General features: G+C 63.2%; 12 protein-coding genes. 3 read left to right on the top strand and 9 right to left on the bottom strand.

Features of this window, described 5'->3' with window-relative positions; all coding sequences use genetic code 11:
- Positions 1-12: 12 nt before the first annotated feature.
- From V6L75_RS04395 to V6L75_RS04375, 5 genes are all read right to left on the bottom strand, one after another.
- Positions 13-453 (bottom strand): hypothetical protein, encoded by a 441-nt coding sequence (locus tag V6L75_RS04395; RefSeq protein ID WP_334250294.1) that lies wholly within the window; start codon positions 451-453, stop codon positions 13-15.
- Between the two features lie 539 nt (positions 454-992).
- Positions 993-1,604, bottom strand: a complete 612-nt coding sequence (locus tag V6L75_RS04390) for a 2-hydroxychromene-2-carboxylate isomerase (RefSeq protein ID WP_334250292.1) — start codon at positions 1,602-1,604, stop codon at positions 993-995.
- Positions 1,605-1,670: 66 nt separating this feature from the next.
- Positions 1,671-3,317 carry a cisplatin damage response ATP-dependent DNA ligase gene (locus V6L75_RS04385; protein WP_334250291.1) on the bottom strand — a complete coding sequence of 549 codons (1,647 nt, stop codon included), beginning with the start codon at positions 3,315-3,317 and terminating at the stop codon, positions 1,671-1,673.
- Positions 3,318-3,445: 128 nt separating this feature from the next.
- Entirely contained in the window at positions 3,446-5,035 is a 1,590-nt protein-coding gene (locus V6L75_RS04380) for a methyl-accepting chemotaxis protein (RefSeq protein ID WP_334250290.1), read from the bottom strand.
- 385 nt (positions 5,036-5,420) lie between these two features.
- Positions 5,421-7,511 (bottom strand): methyl-accepting chemotaxis protein, encoded by a 2,091-nt coding sequence (locus V6L75_RS04375; RefSeq protein ID WP_334250289.1) that lies wholly within the window; start codon positions 7,509-7,511, stop codon positions 5,421-5,423.
- Positions 7,512-7,797: 286 nt separating this feature from the next.
- Between V6L75_RS04375 and V6L75_RS04370 the strand changes: the two genes are divergently transcribed.
- Entirely contained in the window at positions 7,798-9,834 is a 2,037-nt protein-coding gene (locus V6L75_RS04370) for a DEAD/DEAH box helicase (protein WP_334250288.1), read from the top strand.
- 88 nt (positions 9,835-9,922) lie between these two features.
- Here V6L75_RS04370 and V6L75_RS04365 read toward each other — a convergent pair whose 3' ends face one another.
- Both V6L75_RS04365 and V6L75_RS04360 read right to left on the bottom strand, forming a co-directional pair.
- Entirely contained in the window at positions 9,923-10,345 is a 423-nt protein-coding gene (locus tag V6L75_RS04365; RefSeq protein ID WP_050470907.1) for a DUF4440 domain-containing protein, read from the bottom strand.
- 47 nt (positions 10,346-10,392) lie between these two features.
- Complete coding sequence (locus tag V6L75_RS04360) at positions 10,393-11,433, bottom strand: ligase-associated DNA damage response exonuclease (protein ID WP_334250287.1); 1,041 nt, start codon at positions 11,431-11,433, stop codon at positions 10,393-10,395.
- A 158-nt stretch (positions 11,434-11,591) separates the two neighbouring features.
- Here V6L75_RS04360 and V6L75_RS04355 point away from each other — a divergent pair, with 158 nt between their 5' ends.
- Positions 11,592-14,123, top strand: coding sequence for a ligase-associated DNA damage response DEXH box helicase (locus V6L75_RS04355; RefSeq protein ID WP_425498668.1), 2,532 nt, complete (start codon positions 11,592-11,594; stop codon positions 14,121-14,123).
- Positions 14,120-14,851 (top strand): ligase-associated DNA damage response endonuclease PdeM, encoded by a 732-nt coding sequence (gene pdeM, locus V6L75_RS04350; protein WP_334250285.1) that lies wholly within the window; start codon positions 14,120-14,122, stop codon positions 14,849-14,851. Before V6L75_RS04355 ends, pdeM begins: the two co-directional genes overlap by 4 nt.
- 17 nt (positions 14,852-14,868) lie before the next feature.
- Here pdeM and V6L75_RS04345 read toward each other — a convergent pair whose 3' ends face one another.
- The gene (locus V6L75_RS04345) at positions 14,869-15,654 is read right to left on the bottom strand and encodes a TIGR02186 family protein (RefSeq protein WP_334250284.1); all 786 of its coding nucleotides are present in this window, start codon (positions 15,652-15,654) and stop codon (positions 14,869-14,871) included.
- Entirely contained in the window at positions 15,654-16,583 is a 930-nt protein-coding gene (locus V6L75_RS04340; protein ID WP_334250283.1) for a sulfite exporter TauE/SafE family protein, read from the bottom strand. Before V6L75_RS04340 ends, V6L75_RS04345 begins: the two co-directional genes overlap by 1 nt.
- Between the last annotated feature and the right edge of the window lie 8 nt (positions 16,584-16,591).

Below are 16,591 nucleotides of genomic sequence, written 5' to 3'. Positions count from 1 at the left end.
ATCAAAAGCCGCCTACTGCCCGGTTTCTCTTTGCAGATCCCGCATCAAACCGAAGAACCGGCGCATGGCCTGCTCGGTAAACGAGAGCATTTCGTCGAGCTGCTCTTCGTCCTTTTGTGACAGCTCCGGTCCAGGGCGGGTATTGCTGCGGGGGGCTTCTGCCGATGGGTGGCCCGGTCGAACGCTGTCTGAATCGCCGTTGTCTGCACCGGCCCTGAGAGCCGAGACCTCTTCCCGCAAAGCTGCATTTTCCTGCCGCAGCCGGTCTATTTCATTCAGATAGGCCTCTTCCGCATCCGGAGAGGGCATGCAGCGCCACACCCCGTTGGCCGGTTTGCAGAAGGCGATCGTACCAGCCACCCTGTCCAGCCGCAGATAACTGCCGTCCACCTTCACGAGCGCATAACGCTTCGGATCAGCGGCCGGAGTCTCGGAGGGAGCGGTATCCTGCACCGGTTTTGCCTGCTGATCCGCCACCTGGACAGGCGTCGTTGCGGGCCGGCTGACCGGCACTTTCGCAGGTGAATCCGCATAGGACCTGCCTGCGGCCTTGTTCGCTTTCTTGCCCGCAGGAACAGGTGTGCCTTTGCTAGCGGCGCCAGTGCTGGCATGCGTCTTGACTTTGGACCGGGGCTGGCCCTGCTTCTGAGACTGGCCTTGGGCTTTCACCTTCGCAGCAGGTCTGCCCGATGGCGCAATTTTGGACGGAGCCCCCTGACCTGCCACCTGCCCCGCTGCGAGGCTGCCCTGCGGGGTTGCGCTTTTGATCTCTGCCCTGGCGTCTTGCCCATGCAGGAAGCCAGACAGGACCAGGAGACCCGCAGCAAGCGTTACTGCGCGCAGCCCTGCAGATGATGCCAGTTCCCGATCAGCCATCGCTCATGCCTCCATTCGCTGCGCGCAAGGGACTCGCCCACATCACTGCATGTTAGCGGGCGAGTGTGTCAAAAGCACGCCGCAGCAACAGTTCTGCCCAGGAAGCTTGTCCTGCCTCAAACCGGCTGGAAGGCCTCACGCCCGCTGGCAAGCGCATCTTCGAGAAGCTCCAGCCTGTCCTGCCCCCAGAACGGCTCACCTTTCAGCACGTAGCAGGGCGACCCGATGACGCCCAGATCGATGGCAAGACGCTGGTTCTCCTGATAGGCTTCCTGAATGGCCGCGCTGCCTGCTGCCTCCAGCACAGCATCCGCATCAAGGTCCATTTCCCGCATCAGCCCGGCCAGAACCGCCTCGTCGGCAATGTTCAGGTCGTCCACCCAGATCGCCCGGAAGAACCGCGCCGAACAGGCGGCTGCCGGACCGCCCGCTTCCGCAACCGCTATGGCGCAGCAATCGGCCAGAACGGGATTGGCGGGAAAGAAGGCTGGCTTCAGCGTCAGCGGCACGCCGCGTTTTTCCCGCCAGCGCTGCAACTCCACGAAGCGGTAAGCCTGGCGCACAGGATGGCGCTTTGCCAGCGGCAGGCCGCCCGACATTTCGAACACTCCTGCCAGATTGACCGGCCGGAACCTGACCTCCTGCCCATGCGCAGCCGCAAGGTCCACAAAGGCCTGATGGCCGAGATAGGCCCAGGGCGAAACGTGGGTGTAAAAATAATCGATCACTGGCAGGTCTCCCGTCGAACCGGCTTTTCCGGTCAGGTCGAACCTTGCCGGTTTCGGGCCGGAGACTCAAGTCACGCTGACAGGCGCTGGCAACAGGGCCTCCAGAGTCTCGATCCGGTCGGCCTCATGCGGCAGCTTGTCCCAGCGCAGGCGGGCGATGCGGGGAAAGCGCATGGCAAGGCCGGATTTGTGCCGTCCGGAGCGGTTCAGCCCCTCGAACGCCACTTCCAGCACCAGCCCAAGGTCCCGCGTATGAGCCACCTCGCGCACCGGACCGAAGCGGTTCATCGTGTTGTTGCGGACGAAGCGGTCGATTTCCAGCAGCTCCTCGTCGGTAAAGCCGGAATAGGCCTTGCCCACCGGCACAAGCTCCTCACCCCGCCAGACGCCGAAGGTGTAATCCGAGTAGTAGGACGAGCGCTTGCCGTGGCCGCGCTGTGCATACATCAGCACCGCATCCACCGTGAAGGGATCGCGTTTCCACTTGAACCATTCCCCGCGCGGGCGCCCAGCCAGATAGGGTGACTGCCGCCGCTTCAGCATCAGCCCTTCCACGGCGCCAGCCTCCGCTTCCGGCAGATGCGCGGAAGGCTCTTCCCGCCAGCGGGCCAGCTCCTCCCAACCCGCAAAGGGCACCAGCGGCGACAGGTCAATGCGCGGCGGTGCCTCCCGGGCGAGAAATGCCTCCAGCCGGGCACGGCGCTCTGCGAAGGGCAAGGTCCTCAGATCTTCACCGTTTTCCGTCAGAAGATCATAGGCCCTTATGGCAGCGGGCAGCTGCTGCATCAGCTTTGGAGCCGCCGTCTTGCGGTTCAGCCGCTTCTGCAATTCGGAAAAGGGCTGCACAGCGCCATCACGCAGGATCAGCAATTCGCCATCGATACAGCCCTCGAAGGTCAGGTTTTCCAGAACATCGGGAAAGGCAGCGGAAATGTCGTCGCCCGAACGGGAGTACAGCCGTGCAACATGCTTGCCCGCCGCATCGCGCCCGGCTGCGGCCTGAACGCGGATGCCGTCCCATTTCCATTCGGCCAGAAACTCCGCCGGGTCCAGCGCCTCCATGTCCCGCGCCTCGTCCAGCGGGTGTGCCAGCATTGGCGGCCGGAAAGGTGCCGGGTCCGAGGCTTCCGGCTTGCCGCCCTGCCCCTCCACCCAGGCCAGCAGCGCCGTATAAGGCGGCTTCTGCGCGTTCCAGACCTCCTCGATCTCGTCCACGCTGACTGTTCCAAGCCGCGCCAGTGCAGTCTTGGCGAGCCGGGCGGACACACCCACCCGCAAGCCGCCGGTGACAAGCTTCAAAAGCGCCCAGCGGCTCGTTTCATCCAGAAGGTCCAGCCATCCGGCAATCAGCTGCGGCACCTCGCCTCGGCCAGCGCCCGAGAGCCGCTGCACCACGGCGGAAAGTCCCGGTCCGTCACCATCAGCCTCCCCGGCCTGGGCGGGAGCGGGCCACATCAGCGCCACCGCTTCGGATAGATCGCCGACGAAATCATAGGACAGCGCGAAAAGCACCGGGTCCGTCCGCTCCCCCGCCAGCGCCCGCAGCACCGCAGGCTTGGCATGGCGGAACTCCAGCGTCCCCGTCAGCGCCGCTAGGGCATAGCCGCGATCGGGATCCGGCGTGCGGCGGAAATAATCCACCAGCAGCGCCTCCTTGGCATTGCGGGAGCTTTCAAAGGCAAGACGGTCCAGAAGGCGGGAAAAGGCGCGCATGCCGGGATGATAACGCGCCAGGGCCCCAAGTCCATGGATGGGCAGTCAAAACACAAAAACCGCCCCCTCCCCTGGCCAATGGCTGGGAGGGAACGGTCTTGAGGTTTTCAAGCCCGGCCGGCTGACGCTCAGGCGGCAGCAGAGTTCCGGTTGATCCCTGCGAGGAAGCCCGAGACTTCATCACGCAGGCTCTGCGCTTCCTGTTCCAGCTGGCTGGCAGCATCACTCACCGACCCGGCCATGTGGCTGGTCTGGGTGGCAGCAACAGAGACCTCGGAGATGGTCGACGAAACCTGCTGGGTGCCGCTGGCAGCCTGCTGGATGTTGGAGGCGATGTCGTTGGTCGCCGCCCCCTGCTGCTCCACCGAAGCGGCGATGCTCGAACTGATCTCGTTGATGCGGCCAACAGTGGTGGTAATGGCTGCAATGGCGCCAACGGCCTGCGTTGTCTCGCCCTGGATGCTGGCGATCTGAGCCGAGATCTCCTCGGTCGCGCGCGAGGTCTGGGTGGCAAGGTCCTTGACCTCCGCCGCAACCACGGCAAAGCCCCGGCCAGCCTCTCCGGCACGGGCTGCCTCGATGGTTGCATTGAGCGCCAGGAGGTTTGTCTGCTCGGCGATGGCCTGGATCAGCGAGACCACTTCGCCGATCTTGCCTGCTGCCGCAGAGAGGCCCTGAATGCGCTCATTGGTCTGCTCCGCCTGATCGGCAGCATGCGCGGCAATCTCATTGGCAGAGGCCACCTGACGGGCAATTTCTGCAACGGAGGCAGCCAGCTCCTCGGAAGCCGCAGCAACAGTCTCCGTGTTTGCCGATGCCTGACGCGAGGCAACAGCGACGGTTTCACTTTGTTCAGAGGTCTTGAGCGCAGAGCCACTGAGTGCTCCAGATGTCTGCTTCAGGCTTTCGACGGAGCGGCCAATTACGTCAAGCAGAGCGCCGATCTTGCTGCTGAAGCCGTTGCACAGCTGCTGAATATTGCCCGCCCGCTCGGCATCCTGCTTCTGGCGTCTCACAACATCAAGCTCAAGTTCGCGGCGCTCACGCTCGTTGCGGACGAAAGTTTCCATGGCGGCCGCCATGTCTCCCAGCTCGTCTCCACGGCCAGCGCCCTCGATGGTCACCTGTGTGTTGCCCGCTGCAAGCTGCTTCATGCCCTCTGTCAGAGCGCGCAAGGGCCGCACGACGTTGCGGATGGAGATCACGGCGATGCCTGTCACGGCCAGACCGCCAGCAATCAGAACGCCGATCAGCTCGAACGTGCTGGACCAGAACTCGGCCTGCACGTCATCCAGATAGACAGCAGACGCAATCACCCAGCCCCAGGGCGCGAAGGCTTCAGACCATCCGGCCTTCGGCACGAACTTCGTGGTGACGCCGTTCAATGTGCGGTCGCCGGAATAATACTGGACACCGCCACCTTTCTGCGCGTTGGCAATAAACGTGCGGGTAATCTCGGAGGTCGAAGGCTCTCCGCCCTCCTTGTCCTTCGAATTGCTCACAACACGAACGCCAGTGTTGTCGAACGCGAAGACGCGTGCGCCACCTTCGAAGATCATCGAGCGGATCGCATCACGCGTCAATGTCTGTGCCTCGTCCCTCGTCAGCTCACCAGCCTTTTCACGGGCATGGTTCTCCTCTGCGATAGACCGGCCAACCTCAACCAATGCCCGCACTTTCGCAATGCGCTCTCGCTCGAGCGTATCTGCAAGCTTCATCTGGTTGTAGATACCCAGGAACACAACAAAGATAGCGAAACAACCAATAGGCAGCCAGATTTTCAGACCAATTTTCAAGCGATTCAGCATGAAATCCTCAACGATGCAAATTTTCCTCCTGCTATCCTTCCCATTGTTAAATACAGGTAAAATAAATAAGCCAAATGAAACAACATGAGAAAAATTGCGATATTTGCCTTCTGCAAGCCCCCGCGCTTCAAGGAACTCGTGTCATAAATAACAGCTCCATGAAGCACCGCCAATGATCATGCCGCGCCTTCTGTTTCAAGCCTGGCCGGGAACGCCAGAGCCTGAGGCACATAAAGGAAAGACGCCGGCGGGGCAGCCACCGGCGTCCTTCATCAGCATGTCTGTTCTGCACGTATCAGCTAGCCATCTGGCGGCGCAGGGCTGCACGGCGGGCTTCCACATCCTGAACCATATCCGCAAGGAAGGCATCGACCGCCTTGGACAGGTTCTGGGAGACGGACTTCACGTCGCGGGACAAGCTATCGACCATCTCCGCCTCGGTGCGGGTGTCCTGTGCGGTCCGCGTCACGTTGGCGACGCTGGCCGCCACCTGATCGGAGCCATCGGCAGCGATGGTGATGCTCTGGGTGATCTCCCGCGTTGCCGCGCTCTGTTCGCCGACCGCATTCTTGATGGCTGTCGTCATTTCCATCACGGATTCGATTGAGCCGGTGATGCGCTGGATCGAGGTCACAGCCTTGCTGGTCATGCCCTGAACCGAGGTGATCTGGGCGGCGATTTCCTCCGTCGCCCGGGCCGTCTGGTTGGACAGCTCCTTTACCTCGGCGGCCACAACAGCAAAGCCCCTGCCAGCTTCTCCGGCGCGCGCTGCTTCAATGGTGGCATTGAGGGCCAGAAGATTGGTCTGCTCGGCGATGGCGCGGATCATTTCGACAACAACGCCGATCTTGTCCGTCGCCTCAGCCAGGCTCGACACATGTACATCCGTTTCGTGCGCCACTTCGGTTGCGGCAGTGATGGCAGCAGAGGACCGGTCGGACTGGTTGAGGATCTCGGCAATTGCGCTGGACAGCTCTTCGGCGGCAGCGGCCACCGTCTGGACGCTGCGCGAGGACGTGGCAGAGGCCGTTCTTGCCTGATCGGCGGCAGCAAAGGCCTCACCGGACACTTCAGTCACCCGCTGAGCGCTTCCAGCCATGGCTTCCGTCTTCTCGGCAACGGCCCGCATGCTGGCATCGATCATGTTGCGGAAACGGTCGATGATGGCCTCGACCTGCGACTGGCGTCCGCCTTCGAGCAAACGTTCCTGCTCCATTTCCTTTTCCAGCGCCTGACGGCGGCGCGCATTGTCCTGGAACACGGTGCCAGCTCGGGCCAGATCTCCGATCTCGTCGCCCCGCTCAAGCAGCGGCATGACGAAATCCGTCTCGTCTTTGGCCACCCGGCCAAGCGCTGCACGGATCTGGCGCAGGTTGGCGACAATCACACGCAGATTGAGAAGGCTGATGATCACCGTTACGGCAATGGCTGCAGCGGACATGAGCCCGGCGACCAATGCACGGGAGTAGGCTTCGCCTTCCATGGCAGCCACGGTTTCACCGGCTGCCTGGAGCAGGTCGAGCGTCTTGGCACGAATAATGTCAAGCCGGGCCGTCGCCGCATCAAACCACTGCTGTCCCGTCACACCCTGGCCATTGTCTGTCTGCGGTAGTGTAAGAAGCACCTTCCGCCAGTCCTTGACCTGCTGGATGGCACTTCCGGCCATCATCCTGTCAAATGCAGCAGCCTGCTCAGGTGTTGCCAGCATGTGGAAGCTCTGCAGATAGGCTTCGCCTGCAGCAAGCCGGTCCCCAAAGGACAGGAACACCGCATAGTCGGTCACCTCGCCCTTGCCGGCAGCCGCGAACAGGCGCGCACCGATGGCACGTTCAAGCCCGCCAGCCTCTTTGGCCTGAATAAGTGACGTAAACGGCAGCAGTTCCGCCGCCAGACGCGGTTCGCCAGTATCAAGGGCAATCGCGGTGACCGTACCCATCAGGCCGGAGATCAGCCCCGTGTAAGCCTTGAGATTGTCCGCGCCATTGACCGAGCGGGCATCGACTGCGGAACGGTGGCTGGCAACGCTGCGCGGCAGATCTGCCAAGGAGCCGAGCCCGGCAGAAGCATCCCCCCTCGAACCGGCAAAGTTCGTCAGGAAGACCTGCAGCGCCTGCAGATCCGCATCCGTCGCGCTTCTCTGCTTGCCGACAGCCGCCGCTGCTGCCTGGTCATAACCGGATGCGATCAGCACCGCCGTCTGCCCGCGTTCCTTCTGCAGCTCGTCCACCACGGCTTCGATGAGACCGGACACCTCGACGAGAGGCTTCATCTGCTGCATCTTTCGCAGATAAATAAATTCACCCCAGAGATAGTTCCCTGCATAGAGAACAACGGCCAGCAACGGAACGACCGCCATCATGGCGATCTGCATGCGTATATTTCGCATCGAAATTCCCCGTCCATAATTTCGAACCAGAAAACATGAAAAAGAGGGGTAGGCAGTGCAAGTTAACGGGCTACTAATCGTATGCTTCTTGGTGTTCTTTTAGGAATAACTAGGTATTTGGGCTTATTTTACACGCAGGACTGCAGACCCAGCCGCACAACCCTTGTGCCAGAGGTTTGCCGCAGCCAGTGGACGGCAGGCCACTTTTGCCGTATAGGGGGTTCCAACATGACGGGCATGCTGGACATATGAAGGCTGCTCCGCCCCCTTTTCACGAAAGACACACATGATCGAGACGCACGCCGTTGCACCGGCGCTGGCCGCCGCTTTGGCAAAACGGGGCTATTCCAGCCTTACTCCGGTTCAGGAAACCATCCTGGCCGACGCCCCCGCAGACGCCGACCTTCTGGTTTCCGCCCAGACCGGCTCCGGCAAGACTGTTGCCTTCGGCCTCGCCCTTGCTCCGACGCTGCTTGGAGATGATGAACACCTCGGCCAAGCCGGTGCGCCGGTAGCGCTTGCCATCGCACCGACCCGCGAGCTGGCACTGCAGGTCAAGGCTGAGCTGACCTGGCTTTATGAGCAGGCCGGCGCCCAGACCGCGTCCTGCGTTGGCGGCATGGACCCGCGCGCCGAGCGCCGGGCTCTCGAACGCGGCGCCCATATCGTCGTCGGCACGCCGGGCCGCCTGCGCGACCACATCGAGCGCGGCGCCCTCGACCTTTCCGGCATCCGTGCCGTCGTGCTCGACGAAGCGGACGAGATGCTCGACCTCGGCTTCCGCGAGGATCTGGAGTTCATTCTGGACGCCGCGCCGGAAGACCGCCGCACGCTGATGTTCTCGGCCACCGTGCCGAAACCGATTGCCGATCTTGCCCAGCGCTTCCAGCGCAATGCCGTGCGCCTGACCACGATCAGTGGCCGCGAGCAGCATGTCGACATCGACTACATCGCCATGCCGGTCGTGCCGAACGAGCGCGAGAACGCCATCATCAACATCCTGCGCTTCCATGAGGCCCAGAAGGCGATCGTGTTCTGCGCCACCCGCGAGGCGGTGAACCGTCTGACCTCGCGCCTTGCCAACCGGGGCTTCTCGGTCGTGGCCCTGTCGGGCGAACTGAGTCAGGCCGAGCGCAGCCATGCGCTGCAGGCCATGCGCGATGGCCGTGCCCGCGTCTGCGTGGCTACGGATGTGGCCGCACGCGGTATCGACCTGCCGAACCTTGATCTCGTCATTCACGCAGACCTGCCGACCGGCAAGGCCGCCCTTCTGCACCGCTCTGGCCGTACCGGCCGCGCCGGCCGCAAGGGGTCGAGCGTGCTCGTGGTGCCCTTCCCGCGCCGCCGTGCCGCAGAACGCCTGCTGCAACTGGCCGGTGTGAAGGCCGAATGGCGTGAAGCGCCCTCCGCCAATGCCATCCGCGCCCAGGACAAGGCCCGTCTTCTTGCCGATCCGGTTCTGAACGAACCGGCTGAAGAGGAAGATCTGGAGACGGCCCGCGAGCTTCTGGCCGTGCATGATGCCGAGCGCATCGCAGCGGCCTTCGTGCGCCTGTACCAGCTGCGCCTGCCGCCCCCGGAAGAGCTGACGGAAGACAGCTTTGAAGCCCGCGGCCCGCGTGAGCGTGGAGACAGGGGCGACCGTGGCCCGCGTGATGACTTCGGCGGCGGCAAGAGCTTCGAAGTCCGCAACAAGTTTGAAGATGGCGTCTGGTTCCGCCTGTCCCTCGGCCACAAGCACCGCGCCGACCCGCGCTGGCTGCTGCCGATGATCTGCCGCGCCGGCCATGTGACGAAGAAGGAAGTGGGTGCCATCAAGATCGGCAACACCGAAACCCTCTTCGAGATCATGGGTGGCCATGCGGAGAAATATGCCGATGTGATCCGCCGCGATGGCTCCGGCGAGCGCGGTGTGGTGATCGAGCCTGCCGACGTGCGCGGCGGCTTTGCCCCGTCCTTCCGTGGCAATGACGAGGACGGCCCGAGCCGTTATGAGCGTGCCCGAGAGCGCAACACCGGCCGCGGCTTCGGTGGCGGTGCCCCCGCTGGCCGTGGCGGCCCGGCTCCGCGCCGCAGGCGTTTCGAGGACGACGAGCCGCGCCCGACACATCCGGCCTTTGCCCCGATGGACGAAGCCCCGCTCGACCGTGGCCCGAAGCGCGGCAAGCGCGGCCCTGACGGCGGCGGTTTCGGTGGCGCGCCGGCTGGCGAAGGCTTCGCCCCGCGCAAGGGCAAGCCGGCCTTCAAGGACGGCGGTCCGAAGAAGGCCGCCCACCGCAAGGGCGACGGCGTGAAGAAGAAGTCGAAGAAGCACGACGGCTGAATTCAGCCTTCCGGAACCTAAAAGGCCCGCGTCTGTTCAGGATGCGGGCCTTTTGTGTCCGGTCCAGGCGTAAAAAACCGGCTGCCGGTTACTGCTCGTTGACGATCATGGCAATGCGCCAGACCTCGCCATCGGAGACGAGGTGATAGTGGCAGGTGAATTCGAACACACTTTCGCCATCGGCGCTTTCCTGACGCCAGTCGAGGGTCACGAGTGCCGTTGGGCCAGAGATGTGGGCAGAAACCACGTCGAACTCGGAATAGGAGATATTCTCCTTGTCGAGCGCATCCAGCAGGGCGTCGATGTTCTCCGCAAGCTCTTCCTCGTCGTCAAAGACATAGCCCTTTTCCATCTGCCAGATGGTTGCGGGCAGAGAGAAGCAGTCGATGAGCGCCTCTGCATCGGCATCGTTGAAGCCCGCGAGATAATCCTCGAAAAGCTCCGCAATGGCTGCTTCCAGTTCCTGCTCGGCAGGTTCTGCGGTGTCTTCGATCTCGTTCTTGTCCGCCATGGCCGTCTTCCTGGAAGGGCGCGGCAGGTCTGCAGCGCGCCTCAAGCTTAAGTGTCAGTGTCAGCCGGGGCAGAATCGGTTTCGGTTTCATCTTCCCCGTAGCCGATCATATGGAGAGGCCGGGCCTTGCGTCCAACGGTTTCACACCAGTGCACCAGCGCCTCCTCGGCGCCATGCGTGACCCAGGTTTCCGCGGCCCCGGTTTCCAGCACCGTGCGGGTGAGATCGGGCCAGTCCACGTGGTCGGAAATGACCAGCGGCAGTTCGGCCCCGCGCTGGCGGGCTCTGGCGCGCACGCGCATCCAGCCGGAGGCAACCGCCGTCACAGGATCGCCGAAGCGCCGCGCCCAGCGCCCGGCAAGTTCTCCCGGCGGGCACAGCACAATCTCTCCGGCCAGTTCCTTGCCGCGCCTGCCCACCGGCTCGACAAGCCCAAGCGCTATGCCCCGGCTTTGATAGTAGGCCGTGATCTTTTCCAGCGCACCGTGCAGGTAGATGGTCCGGTCATATCCGGCGCGGCGCAGTTCCGCGATGACGCGCTGCGCCTTGCCCAGTGCATAGGCTCCAACGAGATGCGCCCGCTCAGGAAACAAAGCCTGCGAAGCCAGCAGCTTGGCCATTTCCGCGCCCGCATCCGGATGGCGGAAGACTGGCAGACCGAAGGTTGCCTCGGTCACGAAGACATCACAGGGGACAAGCTCAAAAGGCGCACATGTGGGATCTGCCTGCCGCTTGTAATCGCCGGATATGACTGCCCTTGCTCCCCCCGCCTCCAGCACCACCTGCGCCGATCCAAGAACGTGCCCGGCGGGCCGGAGCATCAGCGTTACACCGCCAAGGTCCAACCGCTGTCCATAGGAAAGCATCTGACGCTGACCGCAGAAGCCCTCGCCATAACGCAGGGCCATGATGTCGAGCGTTTCCTGTGTCGCCAGCACTGCCCCGTGCCCAGCCCTTGCATGGTCCGCATGGGCATGGGTGATGATGGCCCGCGCCACCGGGCGCACCGGATCGACATGGGCGTTCGCCTCAGGGCAGAAGAGCCCTTCCGGCGTCAGATGCAGAATACTGGATGCGGCAATGGACATGGGGCAGAAGCATAGGGCCTTCGCGGCCATTTGCCAGAGGCGGTGAGCATGCGGATTATTCCTGTCCCGAAAGAGCTTGGAGCGGCAACCGGCTGACCTATAATCAGAAGCCATGGCCTCAGGCCTTTTCTCTCACAGCCTCAGGCCACGGCCAGCCCTTGCACATGACCGCCTCCCCTCAGGATCAGCTTCTGCCCGAACGGTTCCGCGCCTGGTTTGCTGCGCGCGGCTGGAGCCCGCGCGAGCATCAGCTGGCCCTGCTGGACGTGCTGGGGCGCGGGCAGTCCGCGCTGCTCATTGCCCCGACCGGTGCAGGCAAGACGCTGGCCGGGTTCCTGCCGAGCCTTGTCGAGCTGACGGAACGGGGACGGCCGAAGCCGGGCACAGTTCAGGCGATGCGGCAGGGCGTGCATACGCTCTACATTTCCCCGCTGAAGGCACTCGCCGTCGATATCGCCCGCAATCTGGAAACGCCGGTGGCGGAAATGGACCTGCCCGTGCGGATAGAGACGCGCACCGGCGACACCCCCACCCACAAGCGCCAGCGGCAGAAGCAGGCGCCGCCCGATATCCTGCTGACAACGCCGGAACAGATCGCCCTGCTGCTTTCCGATCCTGCAGCTTCCGGCATGTTCAAGGGTCTGAAGACCATCATTCTTGACGAATTGCATGCGCTGGTCACCTCCAAGCGCGGCGATCTTCTGGCGCTTGGGCTTGCCCGCCTGCGCCGCATTGCCCCGGATGTGCGCCTCGTTGGCCTGTCGGCCACGGTGGCGGAGCCCGATGACCTGCGTGCCTATCTGGTGGCGCAAACGGATCCGGAGCGCCGCTGCCTGAGCGAGCTGGTCACCGTCACTGGCGGCGCAGCGCCGGATATCACCATTCTCGATACTGCGGAGCGTGTGCCCTGGGCCGGGCACTCGGCGCGCTACGCGCTGGATGACATCTACCGGCTTCTCAAGGCGCACCGGGTGACGCTGCTGTTCGTCAACACCCGCTCGCAGGCTGAAAGCCTGTTTCAGGACCTTTGGAAGATCAACGAAGACACCCTGCCCATCGCCTTGCACCATGGGTCATTGGATGTAGGCCAGCGGCGCAAGGTGGAAGCGGCGATGGCCTCGGGTCAGCTCCGCGCCGTGGTTGCCACATCCTCCCTCGACATGGGCATCGACTGGGGCGACATCGATCTCGTCATCAATGTGGGTGCGCCGAAGGGGGCAAGCCGCCTTGCCCAGCGCATTGGCCGTGCCAATCACCGCATGGACGAGCCCTCGCGTGCGGTGCTTGTGCCCGCCAACCGCTTCGAGGTGCTGGAATGCCGGGCTGCGCTGGAAGCTTCCACCAGCGGGGGGCAGGACACCCCTCCCCTGCGGCGCGGCGCATTGGATGTGCTGGCCCAGCATATTCTCGGCATGGGCTGCGCCGGGCCCTTTGATGCCGATGCGCTTTACGCCGAAATCCGCGAGACACAGACCTACCGCCATCTCGACCGGGAAACCTTCGCCCGCGTTCTCGATTTCGTGGCCACCGGCGGCTATGCGCTGAAAAGCTATGACCGCTATGCCAAGCTGAAACAGGGGCCGGACGGACTGTGGCGCATTACCCATCCGCGCATTGCCCAGCAATACCGGCTGAATGTCGGCACCATCGTTGAAGCCCCCATGCTGAAGGTGCGGCTGGTGCGCGGCAAGGAGCAGGGCCGCCGCACACCGCTTGGCCGGGGCGGGCGCGTGCTGGGCGAAATCGAGGAATGGTTCGTGGAGCAGCTCGCTCCCGGCGACACCTTCCTGTTCGCTGGTGAAATCCTGCGCTTTGAGAGCATCATCGAAAGCGAGGCCTATGTCTCGCGCGCCAAGGCCGAAAAGCCGATGGTGCCCTCCTATCAGGGCGGCAAGTTTCCGCTCTCCACCTACCTGGCCGATGGCGTGCGGCGGCTTTTGTCCGAGCCGGACCACTGGCCGGCCTTGCCGGATCAGGTGCGCGAATGGCTGGAGCTGCAGCGGGCCAAGTCCCTGCTGCCCAGCCGCAGCGGCCTGCTGGTGGAGACTTTCCCGCGCGCGGGCAAACATTACCTCGTCTGCTATCCCTTCGAGGGCCGCCTCGCCCATCAGACGCTCGGCATGCTGCTGACACGCCGGCTGGAGCGGCTGGGAGCCAAGCCACTGGGCTTTGTCGCCAATGACTATGCGCTGGCGATCTGGAGCCTGGGGGATCTGGAGCTTCTCATCCGCACGGGCCGCCTGTCCCTTGATGCCCTGTTCGAAGAGGATCTTCTGGGCGATGATCTGGATGCCTGGCTGGCGGACTCCAGCCTTCTGAAGCGCACCTTCCGCTACTGCGCCGTCATTTCCGGTCTGATCGAGCGGCGCCATCCGGGACTGGAGAAATCCGGCCGTCAGGTGACGGTTTCGTCGGATCTCATTTACGACGTGCTGCGCCAGCACGAGCCGGATCACATCCTTCTGCGTGCAACATGGAATGATGCAGCAGAAGGACTTTTGGATATCTCCCGGCTTGGTGAACTTCTTTTAAGGATCAAAGGTCGAATCACGCATACTCAACTCGCAAGAGTTTCGCCCCTCGCCGTTCCAGTTCTGCTGGAAATCGGCAGGGAACCCATCTATGGCGAGGCTCAGGAAAGCATCCTTGCAGAAGCTGCGGATGATTTGATCGGGGAGGCCATGGCATGACGGCGCTCAGACAGCCGGGACAGATGCGGCGCGTAACGCCCGTGTGTCATGATATTGCCGTTGCCGGAACCCAGCTTGGCCTGCACGATAGCGGAATTGCCTGGTGGGCTGAGGAAGCGACACTCATTGTCGCAGATCTGCATCTGGAAAAGGCCTCGTCCCTTGCCCGCCGCGGCGTTCTTTTGCCCCCCTATGATACCGCAGCCACACTGGAACGTCTGGCGCTGGTGATCGAGGCCTTTGATCCGGCGCGGATCATTGCGCTGGGAGACAGTTTCCATGATGCGGAGGGGTCTGACCGGCTCCCGCCATCGTACCGTGCCTTTCTCGCGACGCTGCAGCTCAACCGTGAATGGATCTGGGTCACCGGCAATCATGATCCTGTGGCGCCCGTCCGGCTCTGCGGGGAGTGTGTCGATGAGCTGACGCTGGGCGGCCTCACCTTCCGCCACGAGCCCTCGGAAGATGCAGGCACTGCAAAAGGTGAAGTTTGCGGCCATCTGCATCCGGCGGCCAAAGTGCGCCGATATGGCCGCTCAATCCGCCGCCCCTGCTTTGCCACAGACGGCACACGGCTGGTGCTTCCGGCCTTTGGTGCGCTGACGGGCGGACTGAACGTGATGGACCCGGCCTTTGCGGCCGTTTTCCCGCCTCGCCGTTTTTCGGCTTTCCTGCTTGGCGCAGACCGGCTCTACCCCTTCACCGCCGCCAAGCTGATCGCAGACTGATTTCAGCTGCCGCCCGCTCAATCCCTGCGGAAGACGACACCGGCCAGCCAGCCGGTGAAGACTGCCAGCGCAATCGCCACCAGCCCGTAGAGCGCAGGCTGCTGATGCGCCATGTCGAATGTCATCTGTTCAAAACCAGTCTTCGCCACGGTCAGGCCCTTCTGGTCCTGCGCCAGCAGTTCCCCGTCCTTCAGCAGAAACGTGTCCACCGTATAAACGCCGACGGGTGTCGTTGCAGGAAGCCAGATTGTCGTGCGGAACATGGTGGGCGTCAGGAACTCCACCTTGCCCGGTTGATCCACATATGTCCCATGCTCCTTGCGCAGCCGCAGGAATGCCTGGCGGAAATGCGCCCTCTCCGCCAGCGGCATCTCGGAATCCGCCCGCAAGGGCAGATTGACGTAGCTGGCCCCTATGCTGTTTTCCTCCAGCATCGGCCGCGGCCCCAGATCGCTTGCTGGCTCAGTCGAGGACATCACGTAGAATGATGGCACACCATAAAACGTCTCTGAGTCACGGTTCACCCACAGCACACCAAGGAACCGGCCCTTGCGGCGGGTCGTGACGTTTTCAGGCGGGCCCTTCAGCACAACCGCAAGGTCATAGCCTGCATCAGGCGCGGAGACGCCGGATGGCAATTCCACCTGGCCAAAGACAACGATCTTTGCGCCGGTGAAATTCGAGGCAATGCTGATCGTATCCGCCGACAGAGCCGTCACCAGCCCCTCGGCGCGCGCGCCAGAAGGCAGCAAGGCAGCCGCAAGCAGAAATACAGCCGCAAGATGACGGGGAAGCGAGTGCATCACAGGCCCTCCCCCTTGCGCACGGCGACCGAGTAGTACTCGGCAGGTGTAATGACAAGATCCACAGCAAAACGGACGCCAACCGCCAGCACCAGCAGCGCCAGCAGAAGGCGCAACTGGTCACCCCGCAGTTTCTGCCCCATGCGTGCACCAAACTGCGCCCCGATGACGCCACCGATCATCAGCGTCAACGCCAGCACGATGTCGATCGTCTGGGTGCTCATGGCATGGAACAGGGTGGCCGATGCCATCGTGAAAAGGATCTGCATCAGCGAGGTGCCGATGACGATGCTGGTCGGCATGCGCAGCAGATAGATCATTGCCGGCACCATCATGAAGCCGCCGCCGATGCCGAGCACAGTGCCGAGGAAACCGATGCCCGCTCCCAGCGCGATCACCGGAATGACGCTGAGATAGAGCTTGGACTTGCGGAAACGCACCTTGAGCGGCAATCCGTGGATCCAGTTGTGCTGCCCCGGCCTGCGGGCCGTGCGCACAGTGCCCGCCCTGCGCTGCCGGATGGCACGAAGGGATTCGACCAGCATCAGCCCGCCAACAGTGCCCAGAAAGGTGACGTATGAGAGGGCGATCACCACATCCAGCTGCCCGAGCGACTGAAGGATATCGAAAAGCCAGGCGCCCAGCGCTGAGCCCACAATGCCGGCGCTCAGCAGGATCATCGCCATCTTTATGTCGATTGCCCCGCGCCGCCAGTAGGTCAGCACACCGGATGCCGAGGACGCTACCGTCTGCGTGGTGACCGTTGCCACCGCGACGGCGGGGGGGATGCCGGAGAAAATGAGAAGCGGCGTCAGCAGAAAGCCGCCGCCAATGCCGAAGAGCCCGGACAAAAAGCCCACGGCTCCACCCATGCCGAAGATCATGAACATGTTCACCGAAATCTCGGCGATGGGCAGATACAGTTGCACGGGCTCAA

It is taken from the genome of Pannonibacter anstelovis, assembly GCF_036881715.1.
In the GTDB taxonomy this organism is placed as follows: Bacteria; Pseudomonadota; Alphaproteobacteria; order Rhizobiales; family Stappiaceae; genus Pannonibacter; species Pannonibacter anstelovis.
This window is presented reverse-complemented; position numbering and strand designations above follow the sequence as displayed.